The 20,358-nt window shown below is 37.0% G+C and carries 19 protein-coding genes and 4 tRNA genes; 9 read left to right on the forward strand and 14 right to left on the reverse strand.

The genetic code is table 11. The annotated features are described in order from the left end of the window. Positions 1–60 precede the first annotated feature (60 nt). The 8 genes from ACR1PO_RS11285 to ACR1PO_RS11320 all read right to left on the reverse strand — a co-directional run bounded on the left by ACR1PO_RS11285 (position 61) and on the right by ACR1PO_RS11320 (position 3,889). Entirely contained in the window at positions 61–834 is a 774-nt protein-coding gene (locus ACR1PO_RS11285; protein WP_332388346.1) for a T9SS type A sorting domain-containing protein, read from the reverse strand. A 290-nt stretch (positions 835–1,124) separates the two neighbouring features. Then, positions 1,125–1,196 (reverse strand) — tRNA-Glu (locus ACR1PO_RS11290). 63 nt (positions 1,197–1,259) lie between these two features. Then, a tRNA-Glu gene (locus tag ACR1PO_RS11295) sits at positions 1,260–1,331 on the reverse strand. An 81-nt stretch (positions 1,332–1,412) separates the two neighbouring features. Then, positions 1,413–1,484 (reverse strand) — tRNA-Glu (locus ACR1PO_RS11300). Between the two features lie 10 nt (positions 1,485–1,494). Beyond that, a complete protein-coding gene (rpsT, locus tag ACR1PO_RS11305; protein WP_002983073.1) occupies positions 1,495–1,749 on the reverse strand; it encodes a 30S ribosomal protein S20 in 255 nt (84 codons plus the stop codon). A 66-nt stretch (positions 1,750–1,815) separates the two neighbouring features. Beyond that, positions 1,816–2,136, reverse strand: a complete 321-nt coding sequence (locus tag ACR1PO_RS11310; protein ID WP_002983076.1) for a hypothetical protein — start codon at positions 2,134–2,136, stop codon at positions 1,816–1,818. 336 nt (positions 2,137–2,472) lie between these two features. Next, positions 2,473–2,544: transfer RNA gene (locus ACR1PO_RS11315), tRNA-Glu, on the reverse strand. 58 nt (positions 2,545–2,602) lie between these two features. Beyond that, positions 2,603–3,889 (reverse strand): N-acetylmuramoyl-L-alanine amidase family protein, encoded by a 1,287-nt coding sequence (locus ACR1PO_RS11320; protein ID WP_433986835.1) that lies wholly within the window; start codon positions 3,887–3,889, stop codon positions 2,603–2,605. A gap of 53 nt (positions 3,890–3,942) precedes the next feature. Here ACR1PO_RS11320 and ACR1PO_RS11325 point away from each other — a divergent pair, with 53 nt between their 5' ends. From ACR1PO_RS11325 to ACR1PO_RS11335, 3 genes are all read left to right on the forward strand, one after another. Further along, entirely contained in the window at positions 3,943–6,528 is a 2,586-nt protein-coding gene (locus ACR1PO_RS11325) for a putative LPS assembly protein LptD (RefSeq protein ID WP_332388344.1), read from the forward strand. 144 nt (positions 6,529–6,672) lie between these two features. Beyond that, entirely contained in the window at positions 6,673–7,053 is a 381-nt protein-coding gene (locus ACR1PO_RS11330; RefSeq protein ID WP_041461978.1) for a RidA family protein, read from the forward strand. After that, positions 7,053–7,502 (forward strand): hypothetical protein, encoded by a 450-nt coding sequence (locus ACR1PO_RS11335; RefSeq protein WP_002983085.1) that lies wholly within the window; start codon positions 7,053–7,055, stop codon positions 7,500–7,502. The genes ACR1PO_RS11330 and ACR1PO_RS11335 overlap by 1 nt, the downstream gene beginning before the upstream one ends. A 72-nt stretch (positions 7,503–7,574) precedes the next feature. Here ACR1PO_RS11335 and ACR1PO_RS11340 read toward each other — a convergent pair whose 3' ends face one another. Next, positions 7,575–9,101 carry a trypsin-like peptidase domain-containing protein gene (locus tag ACR1PO_RS11340; protein WP_433986836.1) on the reverse strand — a complete coding sequence of 509 codons (1,527 nt, stop codon included), beginning with the start codon at positions 9,099–9,101 and terminating at the stop codon, positions 7,575–7,577. A 339-nt stretch (positions 9,102–9,440) separates the two neighbouring features. On the opposite strand from ACR1PO_RS11340, the gene trhO reads away from it, so the two are divergent. Both trhO and ACR1PO_RS11350 read left to right on the forward strand, forming a co-directional pair. Continuing rightward, entirely contained in the window at positions 9,441–10,802 is a 1,362-nt protein-coding gene (gene trhO, locus ACR1PO_RS11345; RefSeq protein ID WP_433986837.1) for an oxygen-dependent tRNA uridine(34) hydroxylase TrhO, read from the forward strand. 39 nt (positions 10,803–10,841) lie between these two features. Next, entirely contained in the window at positions 10,842–11,417 is a 576-nt protein-coding gene (locus ACR1PO_RS11350) for a 5-formyltetrahydrofolate cyclo-ligase (protein ID WP_433986838.1), read from the forward strand. Here ACR1PO_RS11350 and ACR1PO_RS11355 read toward each other — a convergent pair. Together ACR1PO_RS11355 and ACR1PO_RS11360 are read right to left on the reverse strand one after the other, a co-directional pair. After that, positions 11,366–11,947: a hypothetical protein gene (locus tag ACR1PO_RS11355; RefSeq protein ID WP_433986839.1), complete on the reverse strand. Its 582-nt coding sequence runs from the start codon at positions 11,945–11,947 to the stop codon at positions 11,366–11,368. The genes ACR1PO_RS11350 and ACR1PO_RS11355 overlap by 52 nt on opposite strands. Further along, complete coding sequence (locus ACR1PO_RS11360; RefSeq protein ID WP_433986840.1) at positions 11,931–13,112, reverse strand: hypothetical protein; 1,182 nt, start codon at positions 13,110–13,112, stop codon at positions 11,931–11,933. The genes ACR1PO_RS11355 and ACR1PO_RS11360 overlap by 17 nt, the downstream gene beginning before the upstream one ends. 183 nt (positions 13,113–13,295) lie before the next feature. On the opposite strand from ACR1PO_RS11360, the gene ACR1PO_RS11365 reads away from it, so the two are divergent. Next, positions 13,296–13,637 carry a hypothetical protein gene (locus tag ACR1PO_RS11365; protein ID WP_332388338.1) on the forward strand — a complete coding sequence of 114 codons (342 nt, stop codon included), beginning with the start codon at positions 13,296–13,298 and terminating at the stop codon, positions 13,635–13,637. 132 nt (positions 13,638–13,769) lie between these two features. Here ACR1PO_RS11365 and ACR1PO_RS11370 read toward each other — a convergent pair whose 3' ends face one another. The 3 genes from ACR1PO_RS11370 to ACR1PO_RS11380 all read right to left on the reverse strand — a co-directional run bounded on the left by ACR1PO_RS11370 (position 13,770) and on the right by ACR1PO_RS11380 (position 16,547). Further along, the gene (locus ACR1PO_RS11370; protein WP_433986841.1) at positions 13,770–14,537 is read right to left on the reverse strand and encodes a TrmH family RNA methyltransferase; all 768 of its coding nucleotides are present in this window, start codon (positions 14,535–14,537) and stop codon (positions 13,770–13,772) included. An 81-nt stretch (positions 14,538–14,618) separates the two neighbouring features. Then, a complete protein-coding gene (locus ACR1PO_RS11375; RefSeq protein WP_433986842.1) occupies positions 14,619–15,035 on the reverse strand; it encodes a hypothetical protein in 417 nt (138 codons plus the stop codon). Positions 15,036–15,041: 6 nt separating this feature from the next. Next, positions 15,042–16,547 carry a DNA recombination protein RmuC gene (locus tag ACR1PO_RS11380; RefSeq protein ID WP_433986843.1) on the reverse strand — a complete coding sequence of 502 codons (1,506 nt, stop codon included), beginning with the start codon at positions 16,545–16,547 and terminating at the stop codon, positions 15,042–15,044. Positions 16,548–16,728: 181 nt separating this feature from the next. On the opposite strand from ACR1PO_RS11380, the gene ACR1PO_RS11385 reads away from it, so the two are divergent. The 3 genes from ACR1PO_RS11385 (at position 16,729) to ACR1PO_RS11395 (ending at position 20,352) form a co-directional block, all read left to right on the forward strand. After that, positions 16,729–17,403, forward strand: a complete 675-nt coding sequence (locus ACR1PO_RS11385) for a response regulator transcription factor (RefSeq protein ID WP_433986844.1) — start codon at positions 16,729–16,731, stop codon at positions 17,401–17,403. 2 nt (positions 17,404–17,405) lie between these two features. Continuing rightward, a complete protein-coding gene (locus ACR1PO_RS11390) occupies positions 17,406–18,767 on the forward strand; it encodes a HAMP domain-containing sensor histidine kinase (protein ID WP_332388333.1) in 1,362 nt (453 codons plus the stop codon). A 382-nt stretch (positions 18,768–19,149) separates the two neighbouring features. Beyond that, a complete protein-coding gene (locus tag ACR1PO_RS11395; protein WP_433986845.1) occupies positions 19,150–20,352 on the forward strand; it encodes a TolC family protein in 1,203 nt (400 codons plus the stop codon). Positions 20,353–20,358 lie beyond the last annotated feature (6 nt).

Here is a 20,358-nt window from a genome sequence, read left to right on the forward strand (position 1 = left end):
TTTTAGGCTGCTTTGAAAATAAATACAGCAGGCTAAAACCTACCGTGCTTTTGTTATCACTTATTGAATTAAAACTTTTTTGGAATATGTTTTCCCATCTTTAGTTTTTACATTCATTATATAAAGCCCTTCACGCTGTTTAGATTCAAATGTGTTTGATTTCAGTGTTGAACGGAATACCTCTTTCCCCGAAGTATTGAACAGCGTTACTTCAGAACCTTCCACCGGAACATTTCCTCCAAGAGTAATCTGTCCGTTTTGGCTGTATGCCATAATATTCACCAGAGGATCCTGATATGCATAATAAATTCTGAAACCGCCGCCAAGGCTTAACACTCCTCCGGTTAAACCAATTCTTATTCCGTCATAAGGCTTTGCTGGCTTGAATTCTACTGTGCCTCTGTTGGGAATTGCCCCCAGTTTAAGAAGGCTGACATCAATCGTTCTTCTGTCCTCATTGGATGTACCTCCATTCATTGTTTCGAGAGTGACCCCGCTTAATAATTGTACAGATAATGGAATGTTATCTGTCCCGATTCCTACAACCAGCCTTGTGTCTGATCTCAGGTCAGGAAAAATCAGCGTTTGCTGAATTCCTCCCAATAGAGCCGTTCCCAATACCATTGTTGAATAATCATTTTCATTATCTCCTACGGCATTGAGCGGATTATCTATATGGCATCCCAGGCATGCGACACCAAATACGCCTGAGCTTTGTGCATGCGCATAAATTCTGTTCTGGGCAAAGGACATTGTGCTGGCAGAAAATAAAAACAAAGCCATCAAACCGGCCTTAAAAGAAGTTCGGTTTCCCACAAGTAAATTGAATTTCATGTTATATATTTTTAGAGTGAATAGTTTTATTCAAATGTAAGGATAAAAGGAAGAAACAGAAAATAATATTTCCATTATTGGTGATATTTTTAATAAAAAGTAATATGCTTCATTGCACGAATGGAAGCAGTATGACCTGCCTGGTTAATGATAAATTTACCGGAGGCTGTCACATTAATCTGATATTAGAATGAATAATGATGGCAGAAGTTGAAATCTGCAGGTGCTGTGAATAATGACTAAATGTCTTGTACGGAAACGAAAAAAGGACTTCCGAAAAAGTCCTTTTGTAGCCCGTAGGGGAATCGAACCCCTCTTACCAGAATGAAAATCTGAGGTCCTAACCGATAGACGAACGGGCCCTCTATCTTCTACTACCGAAGTAATAGGTTAGTGTTTGTTTTTATAAGTATCAACTCTTATTGTAGCCCGTAGGGGAATCGAACCCCTCTTACCAGAATGAAAATCTGAGGTCCTAACCGATAGACGAACGGGCCGGTTAGTTATGTTTTATATAGCTTTACTACTTTGTCTTTAAAAAACCACTGATATTATACAGTGGTTTTTTAAGATGTAAGTAGCCCGTAGGGGAATCGAACCCCTCTTACCAGAATGAAAATCTGAGGTCCTAACCGATAGACGAACGGGCCGGCTATATTATTACGCTAATTTATTAACGTGCTTTGTTAATTTGCTTTTCAAGTTAGCCGCTTTGTTTTTGTGGATAATGTTTTTCTTAGCTAATTTATCCAATAAAGCGATAACTTTTGGCAATTGTTCTGTAGCAGCAGCTTTGTTCTCTTCATTTCTTAAAGCTTTTAAAGCTGTTCTAGCAGTCTTGTGGTAATATCTGTTACGAAGTCTTCTAGTTTCGTTTTGTCTGATTCTCTTTAGTGCTGATTTATGATTTGCCATATCGTTTAAATGTGAGTGCAAAACTATAAACTTTTTTTTAAACTACCAAATTTATTTTTAAAAAAATTAATTTTCTTCTGATAGGTACTTTCTGAGTTTATTTATTGCCTGTTCTATTTTTAAATTTTCTTGTTCTTTTTCTAATTTTTTGATCGTATTTCCCAGCATGATCAGTGCATTGTTCCATTCTCCAGTAGTATTGGTGAAAGTAAGTCCGTCAATTGTTACTTCAAAAGCAACCCTTTCTCCTGTCCTGTAAAGCCTGAAACTGATTTTATCATCTTTGCCTGTAATCCCGTCTTCATTGATTTGTAAATCATAACTTTTTGGGTTAGAGTGGATTTTCTTAAAAAGCAATTTCGCTTCTTGTATTTTTAAATCCGGCATGATATAAAATTTGATAGCCTGTAGCAAACTACAAACAATGATTTATCAATATTATTTTTCATCAGTGTGACCATATTGTGTGACCAACTATGGATAAAATTTTTGCAAATATAATGCTTTTGTGATATATAACATATACACAATACCTTTTTCAGCAAAAAGTAAATATTGTTTCATTACAATTCTCAATCTGGAAGTCTGCTATAATCTGACTTTCAATATTTTTAATTAAATCATACAATCTGAAATTTACCCGGAGATCTTAATGAGAAATAAGAAAATAAAAGAGTCCATAAAAAAACCTTTAACTGAGCAGTTAAAGGTTTGTATTTTTCGTAGCCTATAGGGGAATCGAACCCCTGTTGCAAGAATGAAAATCTTGAGTCCTGACCACTAGACGAATAGGCCGAATTTTGAGGTTGCAAAAGTAATAATTAACTTTTTAACTTCAAAATTATTTCCGGATTTATTTGTAGACTTTTTGTATCACAGTATTTTTGATGCCTTTAGCCTCAAGCTCTTTCTGAAGCTTCACTGCATCCTCCAGTGTATACACTTTTCCATAGGTATAATAAAATACTCCATTGTCTTTTTCTCTTTCCACATCTTTCAGGTTCTGAAGAATATAAGAGTTGCCATTCAGCTTATCTCCGGCATATACTTCTATTGTATAATAACCCATATTGATTCTCTGATTGGGCATAAATCCAACGGCAAAAGCATTTCTGAATCCTGCATCCTTAGCGGTTTTAAGATTAATATCTTTCACAGAGGCCAGATTGGTTACAGCATAGTAATACTTATATTGTCCGTTTTCTTTAAGAGTAAGGATATAGTTCAGACCTTTAAGGGCAGGATCATTTTCATTGTATTTCATAGGAGAGCTCATCAGAAGGATTCTGAAGTCATTTTTCAGAGGAACTTCAGCAGGCTTTTCAGGCTCAGGTTTTCTGACAGCAATAGAGCCGCCGGATTTTCTGTCAATTGCTTTTTTATAATCGATAACAGCATTGTAGATGCTTTCTGCAATCTCAGTCTGTCCTTTGTCAGAAGCGATATAGTGACTTTCTTCAGGATGATTGATGAATCCTGTTTCTATCAGTACAGATGGCATCGCATTCATACGGAGAACGTGAAGGTTTTTCTGGAATACCCCTCTTGAAGATCTTTTGTCCTTATTCACAAAGTTATCTTCCACCAATCCTCCCAAAAGAAGACTTGATTCCAGATATTTACTCTGCTGAAGTTTCAAAGCGATCAGAGATTCAGGAGAATCAGGATTATAAGAACCAAAGATCTGCTTATCCTTTTCATCCAGGAAGATCACATCATTTTCCCTTTTGGCTACCTCCAGGTTTTCGTTATTCTGGTTAGGTCCCTGTACATAAGTTTCTGTACCGTAAGCTGTAGGCCTTTGAGAAGAATTACAGTGAATAGATATGAAAAGATCTGCTTTGCTCCTGTTGGCCAGGTTTGTCCTGTCGGATAGAGAAGGGTACTCGTCTATTTTTCGGGTATAAATTACTTTGAAGTCTCTGTTTTTTTCTAACATGGCACCCACTTTTAAGGTGATAGCAAGTGTAATGTCTTTTTCAGCGACTCTTCCGATGTCGGAATAGGTCCTGTTGGCCCCGTGATCACTTCCTCCGTGTCCGGCATCCAAAACGATCGTAAACTTCTTCTGAGAGAAAATAAAGTTACTGACAAGGATAAGGAGAAATGATAAAATTATTTTAAAATTTTGTTTGTGCATCTTACAGTTATAAAAATTATATTAATTTTGGGCCTTAATTATATAGTATAAAATTGGCCAAAACCGTCTTCAAAAATATATTACAAATTTTAATTATCCTAATTTTTAACAATTTTTTAGCACAGAAAACTCCTGAAAAATTGCCTAAAAATGCGGTTAATGATACTATTTCCAAAAAGGATACCATAGTTGTAAAAAAAGAATCTTTGAATGATGTTCTTCGTACAAAAGCAGACGATCAGAGAAGAGATGTTCCGAAAAAAATGACATTCCTGAATAAAAATGCGCAGGTAAAATATCAGGATATGCAGATTGATGCGGATTATATTTCTATTGATGATAACAAAAACCTGATATACGCCAGAGGAAAACAGGACTCTCTGGGAAAAATTATTGAACCTGTCATTACAACACAGGCCGGAAAAAAATACGAAACCAACGAATTCAGTTATAATACAAAAACCAAGCAGGCCATCGCTTTCAATGCAAGAACAGAAGAAAGTGAAGGGGTAATTATAGCTCAGAAAACTAAAAAATACAACGATTCCGTATTCGCGATGAGAAAAGCGGATTATACAACGGATGATTATTTCATTAAGAAAAAAGATACGGCAGCGGATTATTTTATGCGGGCTTACAATATTAAGCTGATTAAAACCAAAACAAAATCCCAGATCGTAACAGGACCTATCCAGATGTTTATTGAGCAGGTTCCTACACCTCTTTATCTTCCGTTTGCCATTTTACCATTTTCTGATAAAAGGGCAGCAGGTATTCTGATCCCAAGTTTCGGGGAAAGGGAAGATGTAGGTTTCTTCCTGAATGGGATAGGGTATTACCAGCCTATCGGGGAACATTTTGACCTTAAAGTTTTAGCAGATATTTATACCAAAGGAAGCTGGAACCTGCGTCCCCAGGTGAATTACCAGAAGAAATACCGTTACTCAGGAAACTTTACAGCAGATATCGGTACCATGGTAAGAGGAATCAAAGGGCTGGATGATTATACTAAAAACAGTACATACAGGATCAACTGGACCCACTCTCAGGATTCCAAGGCCAATCCTTTCCTTACATTCAGTGCTTCTGTGGACATTGTAAGTACCAAATTCTATAATAACCCGCTTAACAACAATTACATTTTCAACCAGAATGTACTGAATACCCAGCAGAATTCTACGGTTACCCTTACCAAAAGATTTCTTAAACTTCCGATGACTATTACGGGAACGGCTTCTTATTCACAGAACTTTGCAACAGGACTGGCAGACCTTCGTCTCCCGCAGATGAACGTAGCCATTAACCAGTTTTATCTTTTCAAATCTAGAACGGGAATCAGACAGGGACTTCTTGAAAATATCACGGTGAATACCGGATTTAACCTTACCAATTTCGTAAATACTCAGGAAAATGAGCTGTTTAAAAAAGAAATGTGGGATAAAATGCAGACCGGGCTTAAAAATAATATTGCATTGGCAACCAATACAACGGTGGCTAAATACTTTACATTCAGCTTAAGTGCCAATATTGACAATGCTCTGACTACAAAAACACTGAACAGGTATTACGATCCTGTAAAAAATGTAACTGTCGATGAGATTAAGAAAAATTTTAGCGGATACTCTACATTCTCTACTTCTGCCAGTCTTCAGACTACATTGTACGGAATGCTGAAATTCAAAAAAGGCTCAGCAGTGGAAGCGGTAAGACACATGATGACTCCAAGTGTAAGCTTCACATATTCTCCGGATTTCTCAAGTCCTAACTTCGGATATTACAGAAACTATTATAATGCCACCGGGGCATTGACACCTTACTCTATTTTTGAAAAAGGGATCATCGGAAGCCCGTCAAGCGGGATGCAGGGAGCTTTAGGCTTTAATATCGGTAACAATATCGAGATGAAAATAAAGTCTAAGAGTGATTCTACAGGAGTGAAGAAAATCAAGATTTTTGAATCCTTAAACCTTGCGGGAAGCTATAACTTCGCTGCTAAAGACCACCCTTGGTCTGTATTTTCAATCAACGGGCAGTCTTCTTTTTTCAATAACAAATTAACAGTTAATACCAGTCTTGCACTTGAACCTTATAAAATTGATTTCTTACCAGGACAGGATACAGGAATAAGAACTGAACAGTTCGGACATTTCAGTGTACAGGGATTCAACGTTCAGCTGTCTTATCCTTTAAGCAGCGAGATTTTTGGAGAAAAAACAGATTACGCCAAAAAGTATTCTTCCAAGGGAGAGGTCCGAAATGAAAATTATTATTTTGATGATGATCATTATGCTCACTTTGATCAGGCATGGACTTTAAATATCAGTGCCAATTACGCATATTCTAAAGGACTGAGCAGATTTGGTAATAAAATTGCATCCTTAGGATTAGATGGCAGTATCAAGCTGACACCTTACTGGAATATCAACGGAAGCACCCATTATGATATGGTGACCAAAGAACTGGCATACACAAGAATTGGTTTTTCAAGAGATCAGCGAAGTTTTACGATTAATTTCAACTGGGTTCCGTTCGGACAGTATAAAGTGTACGACTTCTTTATCGGCATCAAAGCCAATATCTTAAGTGATGCACTGAAGTACAAAGACAGAAGCTTTACCCAGCCTAATGCGCCTTTCTAATATCAGATTGGCATTTGTGAATATAAATTTTATATTTGCAACCAAAAGAAATTCTAATGCAACCACTGCTGGCAGATTTAAATATCAATGAATTTAACAGGCAGTGACAGTCTATGAACTTAGAAAAAAATTAAATATCCGCATATGAAACAAGTAATCAACACAGTTAATGCACCTGCAGCTATCGGACCTTATTCACAAGCTAATATGGCCAACGGAGTTTTGTATATCTCCGGACAGATTCCTGTAGATCCTGCAACTGGAAAATTGGTTGAAGGAATTGAAAAAGAAACGCACCAGGTAATGAAAAACCTTGAAGCGATCCTTACTGAAGCCGGCATGACTTTCAAAAACGTTGTAAAAGCTACAATCTTCTTAAAGAATATGGATGATTTCGCTGTAATGAATGATATCTATGCTTCTTACCTGGATTCTGAAAGCTATCCTGCCCGTGAAACAGTACAGGTTTCATGTTTGCCTAAAAATGTGGATATCGAAATTTCTATGATTGCACATCAGGATTAATGAACTTTATAAGAAATACAATTGCGGTTCTGATAGGCCTTGGTATTGCAGGGCTTATTATCACTCTTGGTATAAGGGCTTTTCCGCAATGGGTAACTTTTGAGGCTTTTGCTCCGTTTGAGCACTGGCAGAGGTTTCTTTTCAGTATGAAAGATGATAAGGCATTCTTCGGCTTCCTCTTGTTTATTTCCGGACTGGGAACTACTATCGGAGGAGTTGCAACTGCAATCATCGTTAAATATGCTAAAGTTGCCTATGCTATTCTGATCGGTTTTATTATGCTCTTTATCGCAATGCTGGATGTAATTATTTTTCCTTATCATCCTACGTTTTACAAGATTTCTATTTTCCTTACATTCTTTCCGTTTTCCTGGATCGGAGGTAAGATTGTAGAAGTGATCTACGAGCGCAATAAGAAGAAAAGAATTGCTGAAAAAATGAACAAGTAATAAATACAAAAACGCTGCAGATCTCTGCAGCGTTTTTTGTTGATATGAGAAAAAACTAATTTAATTTTTTGACTAAGGCATTTTGAATCCTCTCTGGTAATTTCTTCCGTAGTCATCCATATATTTTATTTGTGCGGTTCCGGAGAATTTATTCAATAAGCTTTCTACATCTTTCTGAGAGTTGACAGGTTTACCATTGATTTCTGTAATGATGTAACCGTCCACAATTCCTGCTTTGGCCATTTCACTTCCTTCTATGACGTTTTTGGCAACAACCCCGCTATTTAAGCCGTAATATGCTTTTGTTCTGTCATCAATGCTTTGGAATTCAGCTCCTATTTTTTCAGTTACGCTAAGATCTGCTTTTGTTCTTGTGGAAGTTCCACCTTTTTGGTCTCTAAGCGTTACGTTAGTTGTTCCTTCTTTGCCATTTCTCAGATAAGTTACCTGTACTTTATCACCCGGACGTTTGCTTCCGATAGACATAGAAAGGTCTGCGAAATCAGTAATGTCATAGGTATCTACTTTCGTAATAATGTCACCTTTTTTCAAGCCTGCATCTTCAGCACCACTGTTCTCGCCAAATCCTGTAATATAGATTCCGGACCCTACTTTTAGGTTCGTTTTATATTGCTGATTGTAAGAACTTACCAATTGATCATTCGAAAGATCCAGAGACTGAACTCCTAAGAATCCTCGCTGTACAATTCCGAATTTCTTGATATCCTCAACAATTTTTCTTGCTAAGTTGGAAGGAACAGCAAATCCGTATCCCTGGTAATATCCTGTAGTAGACTGAATTGCCGAATTGATTCCGATAAGTTCACCATTAGTGTTCACCAAAGCACCTCCAGAGTTACCCGGGTTGATGGCAGCATCCGTCTGGATGAAACTTTCGATAGGGTTAGCCGCTTTTCCCTGGCTTCCTAAAATTCCGATACCTCTTCCTTTAGCAGAAACAATACCGGCTGTTACTGTAGAGTTTAACCCAAGCGGGTTTCCTACTGCAAGCACCCATTGTCCTACATCAATATTGTCAGAGTTGGCAAAATTCAGATAAGGAAGACCTTTTTCTTCAATCTTTAATAAAGAGATATCCGTGTTAGGGTCTGTACCTACCAAAGTAGCAATATATGATTTTTTGTTGCTTAATACGACTTCCAGCTTATTAGCTCCGGCCACCACGTGGTTATTTGAAATAATATAACCATCCGGCGATATAATTACCCCTGAACCCATTCCTGATGGCATATTATCAGGAGCCTGCTGCTTCTGTCTCTGCTGGCCTCTTCCCCCGAAAGGATCTCCGAAGAAGAAATCAAACAAATCCTGCTCTGAAGCTCTGCTTGAAGTTCTGCTTTGATAATTTTTAATGGTAACTACAGCCGGAACAGTTGTTTTAGCTGCTTTTACAAAGTCATCACCTACGGCTGCCGTATTCATTCCCGCAAACGAAGTGTTGGGTGCGGCTGTTGTGAAATAAGATTGATCTCCATTGTTGGAACCAGGTCCGAAATATTGTAAAGCTCCAACGGTAGTAGCTCCGGAAATTACCCCAACTACTGCAAATGGTAATAGTTTTTTTAAAGTACTCTTCATTGTATATCTTTCTTGTTTATTAATTAATTTATTTTTATGTTTTTGAGTAAACAAATTTAATGTTAAATAAGTAAGCAATTAGTATGCTATGTTTCAATTTTAACTAAAATTTAACGGCTATTATATCATTTTGTGCCTTAAATCATAATTGTTAATGTCATAGTTAACAAAACTTAAAAAAAAATTAATGAAAATATGTCAGACTTTCTCAGGGTACAGCATTATTTAATTCATTGCTGATTACTTATTGGGTATAGCTGTGATTCTTATCATCAGTATATTTAATTCAAAAATGATTATCTTTGCAAAAATTTTATTCTCACTTAAAACGTTTATAGCATGCAACTGTATAACACCTTAAGCGCAGAAGAAAGAGCCAAACTTATTGATGAAGCCGGTAAAGACCGCCTTACCTTGTCTTTCTATGCGTATGCCAAAATTGAAGATCCCAAAAAATTTCGCGACGAATTATTTATAGCCTGGAATGCACTGGATGCCCTTGGCCGTATTTATGTTGCCACTGAAGGAATTAATGCTCAGATGAGTGTTCCTGCAGATCAGTTTGAGGCTTTTCGTGATACGCTGGAAGTTTATGACTTCATGAAAGGAATCCGTTTGAATGTAGCGGTAGATCAGGACAATTATTCTTTTTTAAAATTAACCATAAAAGTCAGAAACAAAATTGTTGCTGACGGTTTGAACGATGAAACTTTTGATGTTACCAATAAAGGAATTCATCTGAAAGCTCAGGAGTTCAATAATATGCTGGAAGATCCTAATACTATTGTAGTAGACTTCAGAAACCATTACGAGAGTGAAGTGGGGCACTTTGAAGGAGCTATTACACCGGATGTGGAAAATTTCAGAGAAAGTTTACCGATTATCAATGAACAGCTTCAGGATTTTAAAGAAGATAAAAACCTGTTGATGTATTGTACCGGCGGGATCCGTTGTGAAAAGGCCAGTGCCTATTTCAAACATCAGGGCTTCAAAAATGTTTACCAGCTGGAAGGTGGCATCATCGAGTACACACGCCAGATAAAAGAAGAAGGTATCAAAAGTAAGTTCATTGGTAAAAACTTTGTATTTGACCACCGCTTGGGGGAAAGAATTACAGACGATATTATTGCACAGTGCCACCAGTGTGGTAAACCTTGTGATAACCATACGAACTGTGCTAATGACGCTTGTCATTTATTATTTATCCAATGTGATGAATGTAAGGCTGCAATGGAAAACTGCTGCTCCACAGAATGTCTGGATACCATACATCTGCCTTGGGACGAGCAGGTGAAGCTGAGAAAAGGGCTGCAGGTTGGAAATAAAGTATTCAGAAAAGGAAAATCGGATGCTTTGAAGTTCAAAAAATCAGGTGATTTACCGGATAAGCCTCTGGCAAAAGCTGAAACTAAAAATATCCGCCAGAAGATTGCTGTTAAAAAAGAGCTGATCGGAAAAGCAGAACATTACTATTCAAAATCAAAAATTGCACAGTTCTTGATTGAAAACAAAGGCCTGTCAGTAGGAGATAAAATATTGATTTCAGGCCCTACAACGGGAGAACAGGAAGTTGCTGTTACTGAGATCTATGCCAACGGAGGTCCTTGTGAAACTGCAAAGCCGGGAGATCAGATTACTTTCGAGCTTCCGTTCAGAGTTCGCCTGTCTGATAAACTGTATAGAATTTTGGAGAACGCATAATCCAGAAACAATTATTTCAGTTAAAATAACCTGATAATTATGCTGAAAGCTGAGCTTAGAAAAAAATATACAAAAAAAAGAAAAGCCTTGTCTGATGATGAGGCTTTCTTGTTATCACAGAAGACTTTTGAAAATTTCATTAAGTATTTCGACCCGAAAGTGGGGGAGAAAGTACATATTTTCATCCCGATTCCGGAGAGGAAGGAAATTGATACCCAAATCTTCATAAAGTATTTTTTAGAGCAAAATATCCGGGTTTATGTCCCTAAGATTGTGGCTGATAAACTGATTAATATAGAAATCTCTGAAGATACTCTTTATGAAGCCAACAGCTGGGGGATTACAGAACCTGTTTCCAATGAAGATTCCGGTGAAAATTACTTTCATTACGTCATTACACCCCTGCTGTATTGTGATGGAAAAGGAAACCGGGTAGGGTATGGAAAAGGATTTTATGACGGCCTGTTTCAAAGTATTTCTCCTGAGACAAAAAAAATCGGAATCAATTATTTTGATCCCGATGAATATGTGGATGATGTCTGGGAAAACGATATTCCCCTGGACTATTTGGTTACTCCTACAGAAGTGCTGTCTTTCTTAAGTGGTTTGGAATAAAAATCTAAAAAGTAAAATTTAAATTCTTTCTTAAGTTTTGAAGTAGAGAGCAAGATGTACTGTGCATTCTTTTCAAAGCTTCCCAGAGACTTGTTTTTATTATCGAAGTACTCTACATTAAATTTGGCATAATCCAATGTGTCCTTTTTATAAAATTCTTTATAAACATTCAGGTTGCTTACCTTAGCAGTTTTCACTTTCATACTGTCCAGCTCTTTCAGCAGCCTTTTAAAGGTGAGGGAATCAGGCTTGTGGAAGTAGCTTTCCATCTGAGAATAGATGACCGTGTCTATTTCTGTATTTCTGTTTCCGCTCAGGTAAAGAGTCGACAGGTCGAGCAGCTCCTGAACTTTCTGTTTGGTGATGGAGTTAATGGCCTGCATACTGTCCATCTGTACAGCAGGATAGCTCTTTTCATTGTTGCTGTTTCGCAGTTTATCGAGGTCGCTTACCTCTGAAGTTTTATTATTGCAGGCAATAAATAAAGTCAGAAGCACGGTGAAAATTAAAAAATTATTTATTCTTTTCATCTGTGGTAGCAATTTTAAATTTAATGGATACAATCTTACCTTTGTTATCCTTTTTCATTTCTATTACATTCAGGTTTTTCAGAGAGGTGGTAGGGGTGGTTACCAATGTGATATATTTCTGCTTATTCAGGCTTTCTATACCATAAGTATCGTTATCATATACCTGGTAAATTACCGCATTGTTGCTGATCAGGTTTTCCAGCTGGTTTCTCTTCTGTTTAATAAGAGCAACCTGCTCATCAGGATTTCCCCCCTTGATGTCTTTTATAGAGAAATAATAGACAGCCATCTTATAATCATCCGGCTTTAACTCTATTTTTTCTTCTTCAGGAGCATTTTCAAGGTTTCTGTTTACTTCAAGAGGTTCGTAGAAAGGAGCGCTGATCCGCATTTTTAAATTTTTATCCTTGGTAGAATAGTAAAAGCATTCCCCCGGCTTTATTTTATACATCAGTGGAGATTCATTTTCTTTCACTACCATTATTTCTAAAGTGTTGATCACAGAAACTCCCCTGTCTTTATCGATGAAACAATATTTATATGTTTTCGAGAAAAGTACATCTTTAAATCCTAAAAGGCCGGTGATGGTAATTAAAACTGAAGTAACAAGTGCCCAGGCATTCTTTTTAAAGAAATTTTTCTTTGGCGGAACAGATGAAATCTCAACCTCATTTGTTGTAGTGTTATTTTGTTTAATTGTTTGATTGTCAGTAGCTGATTTTTGTAAATCAGTATTTTCCGGGGTGCGGATCTCGATTTTTTTAGGCTGAATTTCAGTTTTTGGAAGTTCAGGAGCTTCAGAAACCGTTTTCTCCGGTTCATCAATTTCTTCTTCATCAGGATTTTCATTTTCCTGCAATAATTCGCCGGCAAAAAGATGCTGCTTTTTGAATTCGTACCAGGAGTCATAACCCGCATAAATACTCAATAAATTGAGCATATCTATTCTGGGCAATTTGGTAACCGGTGAAGTTTTAAAGTAAGTGTAAAATGACTTTTCACTGATGTTTCCTTTTGCTTTTTTCCGCAGGTCTTCCTGAAAATATATAATATCTATACCCTTCCACTTGGAAATATCATCCTGTGATGGGGTATATTCTTTTAAGTATTGGCTCTGAACTTCCTTTTTCAGTTGCTCAAAGTGTAATAGATCTAAATCTGTCAATTTTTCAAAAAATAATTAAATTGTTGATTATCAGTTGCGTTTCTTTGTAAAACGATTTTACAAAGGTATTACAATTATTTTTCATAGACAAACTTTCTAACTGCTCTACCTTTGTCTTGTTCAAATAACAGAACAGAAGAAAATTTTATAAAACAATATTAACAAAATTAAATTTAATTTATTATGAAAAAGTCATTATTCGTAGCTGCTATCGCTGCAATCTCTCTAGTTGCTTGTAAAAAAACTGAAGCTACTTCTACTGAAGGTACTGCTGATTCTGCTGCTGCTACTGTAGCTGATTCTGCTGCTGTAGTTTCTGATTCTGCTGCTAAAGTTGTTGATTCTGCTGCAACTACTGCTGTAGAAGCTACTAAAGATGCTGCTGCTGCTACAACTGCTGCTGGTGCTGAAGTTGCTAAAGATGCTGCTAAAGGAGCTGGAGAAGCTGCTAAAGGAGCTGCTGATGCTGCTAAAGGAGCTGCTGACGCTGCTAAAGATGCTGCAAAAGACGCTGCTAAGAAATAATTCTAGCATACGCTTAACAATAAAAGAACCGTTTCACCCAGTGAAGCGGTTTTTTTATGCTTACCCATTGCGAGTCAAAGGCTGGGCAATCTCATTAATAGACAAAGTTCAACAAGGAATAGCCAAATATAGTTAGCCCTTCTTCTGTCTCAAAGATTCATAGCAGGTAATCGCTACAGCATTGCTCAGATTCAGAGAATCAATACTTCCGGCCATAGGAATCAGGGTATTTTTCCCTTTTCCGATCCAGAAATCACTTAATCCGGAATGTTCCGTACCGAATAACACGGCAGAACGCTGTCTGAAATCTCTCTTATAAAGATCTTCAGCACTTTCATCCATAAGCGTGGTATAGATATTGAAGTTATTTTTTTGCAAAAATTCCAATGTCTCTTTATTTTCAGCCTGATACACTTCCATTCCGAAAAGACATCCAACACTTGATCTGATGACATTGGGGTTATAGAAATCCGTTTTTCCGTCAGCAACAATCAGTGCATCAATTCCAAATGCTTCACAGCTTCTTAAAATTGCGCCAAGATTTCCTGGCTTTTCTACACCTTCAACAATAATTACTGTAGAATCTTTTTGGGGAACAAATGATGAAAGAAGAGTTTCCTTTGCATGGTAAACCCCGATAATTCCTTCTGAACTTCCTCTGTAAGCTATTTTTTCATATACTTTCTCGCTTACGTAATGGATTTTTCCATTGGGAATAGCTCCTTTGAATATACTTTCACAGATAAAGAACTCCTGGGGTTCAAAATCATACTGAATGGCCCTTTCATTTTCCTGCTGGCCTTCTACTACAAAAACTTTTGATTTTTTACGAAATCTGTTGTCAGTAAGGAGCTTAGTGACATTTTTTATTTTATCGTTCTGGAAACTTTCTATCAACATGCTGCAAAATTATGCAAAATTTATGATTGAACTTCCCTGGCTTTGATAAAAAGGTTTTCCAGGCTCGTTTTAAACAGCACTTTATTTGGAAATATGATTTTGCCCAGCGGATCTAATAAGAATAATATTCCCTGAAATCATTGAAATGCAGCTTGCTATCCATAAGTAATAAGCCGGGCCATAGCCTGTTATCGGATTCTGATGACCTGCTTCATCAACAGTGATTTCCTTCACGGTTAAAAAACATAAAGTGAGAAGCAACGCAAGAAGACTGATCACTAACGATGCTTTTGTCTTTTTCATCAAAAGCAAAAAAGCTGCTGTAACAAGAAGAGGATTGGCCATCCATGCGATGCCTCCACCGCTCATTTCTGCCCATCCTAATAACAGACAGGTCAACCCATCCACATTATGGGGTTCCGTATATACTGCTGTAAAAGGAAGAGAGAGTATAAAAATAAAAATACTTATAATGATGATGGCAAATGGCTTTTTCATGGAGTTTTAGCTTTCTGAAGGTTCAATAAGATTGCTGTTGTCAATAAGGCTCTGTGGCAGGTCTTTTTTATTTTTAATTCCCAATGATTTCAGCTTCTGAGTCTGAATGACAAGGTTGTCATTTCCGGTATGAAGCTGTTTGTATGCCTCATTATATACGTTCTTTGCCTGGTCAAGATTTCGGCCCACTTTTTCCAGGTTTTCTACAAAACCTACAAATTTGTCATAGAGCTTGGCGCCGCGCTCGGCAATTTCCATAGAGTTTCGGTTTTGATACTCCCGCTTCCAAAGATCGGCAATCAGCTTCAGGGAAGTGATCAGATTGCTTGGGTTGAGCAGAAGGATTCTTCTTTCATAAGCATAGTTCCAGAGATTCTGATCTGCCTGCATCGCAGCAATATAAGCGGGTTCGCTAGGAATAAACATCATCACGAAATCTAATGATTTTCCATAGTCATCGTACGCTTTTTGACTTAGCTGATTAATATGATTCTTGATAGATCCAAGGTGCTGGCTGAGCTTGATAGCATAAACATCGGCATCGGTTTCGTCCACCAGTTCTGTGAAAGCAGTAAGTGAAACCTTGGAATCTATAATAACATTTCTTTCATCAGGATATTTTACAACCGCATCCGGGCGCATTTTTTTTCCGGAAAACTCGGAAAATAAAGCATTATTATCTTCATCACGTAATTCATGTTCCAGGAAATACTCCCTTCCTTTTACCAGTCCTGATTTTTCAAGAATACTTTCAAGAATCATTTCTCCCCAGTTTCCCTGTGTTTTACTTTCTCCTTTCAGTGCGCGGGTGAGTTTTTTGGCATCTTCAGATATCTGCTGGTTCAGTTCTGCCAGCTCCTTCACTTTTTCTGCCAGGGAGAAACGTTCTTTGTTTTCCTTTTCGTAAGCTTCATTGACTTTATTCTTTAGATCAGCAATTTTCTCCTGAAAAGGCTCAAGGATATTTTTTAAGTTGTTTTGGTTTAAAACAGTAAACTTTTCTGTTTTTTCTTCCAGGATTTTATTGGCCAGGTTTTCAAACTGGAGCTTAGAATCTTCCTGGATTTTAATGATTTCTTCTTTCTGGGTATCAAGAGACTTTTGAAGGCCTTCATTTTTTGCCAGAAGTTCAGAATTTTTAGCAAAAAGGGTCTGCTTTTCAAGAATGTGGGTTTCTATCTGGGAAGTCTGTCTCTGATTGATTTGTTTTAACTCCTGAAACTGGATATGTAAAGAAGAATATTCGGCGGAGATTTTTGAAAACTCATTTTTCAGGTCATCCAGTAAATCCTGTTGCAGCATATTGGCTTCTTTTTCTTTACTGATGTTCTGTGTAAGTTCCTGAATTTTCAGGTTCGAGTTTTCAAGCTCAGACTGGGTTTTAATAGATAAGGCGTTCAGTGCATCATATGAACTTCTTGATACCGTTGATGATTTCAATGCAAGATACAGTATAATGGCTCCCAGTAAGCCGCCGGCAACAAACCCAATAATTAAATATATCATCTCCATCTTTCAAAATTATGAAAAAAGGCTGGAAGCTGTATGGGTAATAATAGTTGTTTGTTCTACTATTTTAAAAGATTGATGAAATGGCTGGGACGATTTATCAGAGCTCCATTGCTTCTCTCTTCCAGGCTCCAGCTTCTTTCTTAATTAGAATACCTATATTTATGGGAAATTTCAGAGACTTATGAATATTTTGTTGGTAGAAGATGATCAAAGAATCAGCAATTTTCTGATAAAAGGCCTTTCTGAGGCCGGTTACAATATAACCCTTGCCGATTCAGGTGAAAAAGCACGTGAATTTCTTCATACCTATGATTTTGATATTATTTTAATGGATATCATGCTTCCGGGGCTGGACGGAATGCAGCTTACACAGATTATAAGATTCAAAGGAAATTACACGCCTATTCTGGTTTTGAGCGCCCTGAACAGTCCTGATGATAAGATCAGAATGCTGGATATGGGAGCGGATGATTATTTATCAAAGCCTTTCCATTTTGAAGAACTGATTTCAAGAATTAAAGCTTTAACCAGAAGAAATAAACTGAGCTATCAGAAAGAAGATCAATATTTATCATGCGGCAATATCACTATTGATACAGATCTTCATAAAGTAACTCAAAACGGTAAAGAAATAGAGCTTTCTCCAACTGAATACAAACTTTTTACTTTCCTGATGGAGAATAAAAATAAGGTGCTGAGCAGAACCCAGATTTTGCATAAAGTCTGGGGAATTGATTTTGATAATACAACGAATGTAGTGGATGTTTATATTTCCTACATCCGTAATAAGATTGACGAGACAGAACAGAAGATTATCCATACGGTGAAAGGAACCGGCTATCTGATTAAAGACTGATCATGACACTCAGAAACAGGTTTACCCTTATTTCAAGCCTTTCATTCGGCATTGTTTCTATCATCACATCTGCGGTGATATTCTTTGCCTATTATGACAGTACCAAAATTTTTTATTTTGAAAAACTTCGCAATGCGGCTCTGATTTCTGCTATTTATTATCTCGAAAAAGATGAACTTCCGAAAGACCGCCATGCCCAGATCAAAAAAGAATACAATCATCTGATCCAGAATAACAGGGTGGCGGTGTATAATCAGAATAACGAGGTTACCTTTGGGCATAACCTTAATGATCAGAATATAAAGCCTTCCCATTTACAGGCTGTCCGGAATAATAAAGGAATACAGTTTATGTCTGATAACCAATTCTATTATGGGATTTTTTATCCGGATAACCAGGGGGATTTTGTTGTTTTTGTAAAATCTTCCAACGATTCATTTCAATCTCAGATATTAAGGCTTTCCATTATTATGCTTTCAGTGCTGGTCATTGGTTTGCTTGCAATTTATTTTCTGAGCCGGTATCTTTCGAAAGTGGTTTATAAACCTATTTCCAATGTTGTGGAACGCATTAATAAAGTGGATTATAATAATATTTCTACGGCCATTACTTCTACCAATACCAATGATGAAGTTGAAGATCTTATTAAATCCTACAATAAGCTGCTGGGCAGAATTTCTGAGAGTGTACTCTTGCAGCAGAATTTTATTAACTATGTCTCTCATGAATTTAAAACACCTCTGGCTGCCATTTCCGGAAATCTGGAAGTCTTTGCACAAAAAGACCGTACACCGGAAGAATATAAGAAAGTAGCAAAAGAGTCTCTGGAAAATGTATATGAGATTGAAAATATTCTCAACAACCTTTTACTGATGTCAGGAATGACCAAACTTGAATCTTCCCATAAGCCAATGAGGGTAGATGAGCTGGTGTGGAAAATCTACGAGAAATTGGAGCCTAAAGCGAAAGAAAATAATTCCTCCATTAAAATTCAGCTTCACGTAACCCAACCCGCTTTGCTTGAATTTCCCGGAAACGAAACGCTGCTGTATCTGGCTTTATATAATATTGTAGAAAATGCCATCAAGTATTCTTATGATAAACCTGTAATCATTACTTTATCAGAAAAAGATACTCAGCTGTATATTGAAGTAACAGATGAAGGAAGAGGGATTCCGTCGGATGATCTGATGAAAATATCTGAAACATTTTACAGAGGAAAAAATGTAGATACCATTAAAGGAAGCGGAATTGGCTTATCGCTTTCAAAAAGTATTTTTGACCATCATCATATTGTCATGAAAATTGATTCTACGGTTAATATGGGAACCAATGTTCTCCTGGAATTTCCTGCCCATTCTTGATTTTTTCTCCCACAGATTTCCCAGATCTAGCAAATTGATGATTTAAGATTCATTTTAAATCTTAAAAAAATCTGTATTATCCGTGAAATCTATGAGAGATTTGAATATTCAATAGGAGCGGGTTTTAACCCGCTTACAAAATGCATTCAAATCCTTTGGCTTTAGCCAAAACATAACTCTCTTCAACAAAAATTCGCAGGAATAAAATCATTCTAATCAAACTCTAATGTTGAACTAACCCAATTTTAATTTGCTTTAAAATTCCCTCTAATATTAGACAAATAGCTTTGTGGTCTTAAAATAAAAGATCTTGAAGAAGCTATTTTTAACCCTATTTTATATTCATTGTTTCAGTTTCTTTTCGGCGCAGATTTCAGATACTATGAAAATCAGCAGAAAGGAAGCTGAGACTATCTTTCTGGCTAAAAACCTTGACCTTATTGCGCAGAAACTTGAGATTTCACAAGCCGAAGCAAGAGCCGTTCAGGCTCAATACTGGCCCAATCCCAAATTAAGTATCAGCGAAGTCAATCTATGGAGAACTTATGATATTGAAGAGCAGCCTGCATTGATCGGAAATTGGGGAAAAAATACCCAGATTTCTGCTGAGATAGAACAGGTGATTCAGACTGCGGGTAAAAGACGAAAAAATATTGAACTTCAGAAAATAGAAGTGGAAGGAGAAAAGTATGAACTGCAGGAAGTTCTGCGTGAGCTTAAGAAAACACTCAGAAATACAATCACAGAGATTCTTTACAATCAGGAACAGCAGAAAATCTACCAGGGACAGATTGCTTCCATCGGGAAATTAACAAAATCCTATAATAATCAATTAAACCTTGGCAACATCAGTAAAGCTGAGTATGTCCGCCTAAAGGCACAGGAAATTGAATTTAAAAAGAAACTGATTTCATTAAAACAGGAAATCGAAGACCAGCAGATGGAGTTAAAAGCATTGTTAATGCTGCCGCCACAATCTTATCTGGTCATTTCTGATTCATTCACTATGCCTGAAAAACAAATTTCAGAGCTGGAAGTAAATCAATGGATGGAAAAGGCAAAAGAAAACCGTCCGGATATCATGATCGCAAAAAATAAAGAGAAGCATGCCGCCAAAAATCTGGAAATTCAAAATGCTATGAAAACTCCTGACGTTGCAGTTTCTATCGGATACGACCGCGGAGGAAATATCATGAAAGATTTCATAGGACTGGGGGTTTCTGTGGATCTGCCCATTTTCGACCGCAACAAAGGAAATATTCAGGAAGCTAAACTGGAAATTGAGAAAAGCAAACTTGAGACCCGTAAAAATGTGCAGAAATCTGAGAATGAAATTGTCTCTGTTTTCAGAAACTATATCAGGACACAGCAGGTATCAGAAGAAATTGATGACAATTACGAGGCTACGCTGGACGGTCTGCTGGCAAGCCATGAGAAAAATTTCAGATTAAGAAATATCAGCATGCTGGAATATATGGATTTTCTGGAAACCTATATCGGAAACAAAATGATCATCCTGGATACCAAAAAAGAACTTAATCAATACTATGAAAGCCTGCAGTATGTTGTAGGACAAGATTTATAAGATATG

This window comes from Chryseobacterium amylolyticum (assembly GCF_051011775.1).
Lineage (GTDB): Bacteria > Bacteroidota > Bacteroidia > Flavobacteriales > Weeksellaceae > Chryseobacterium.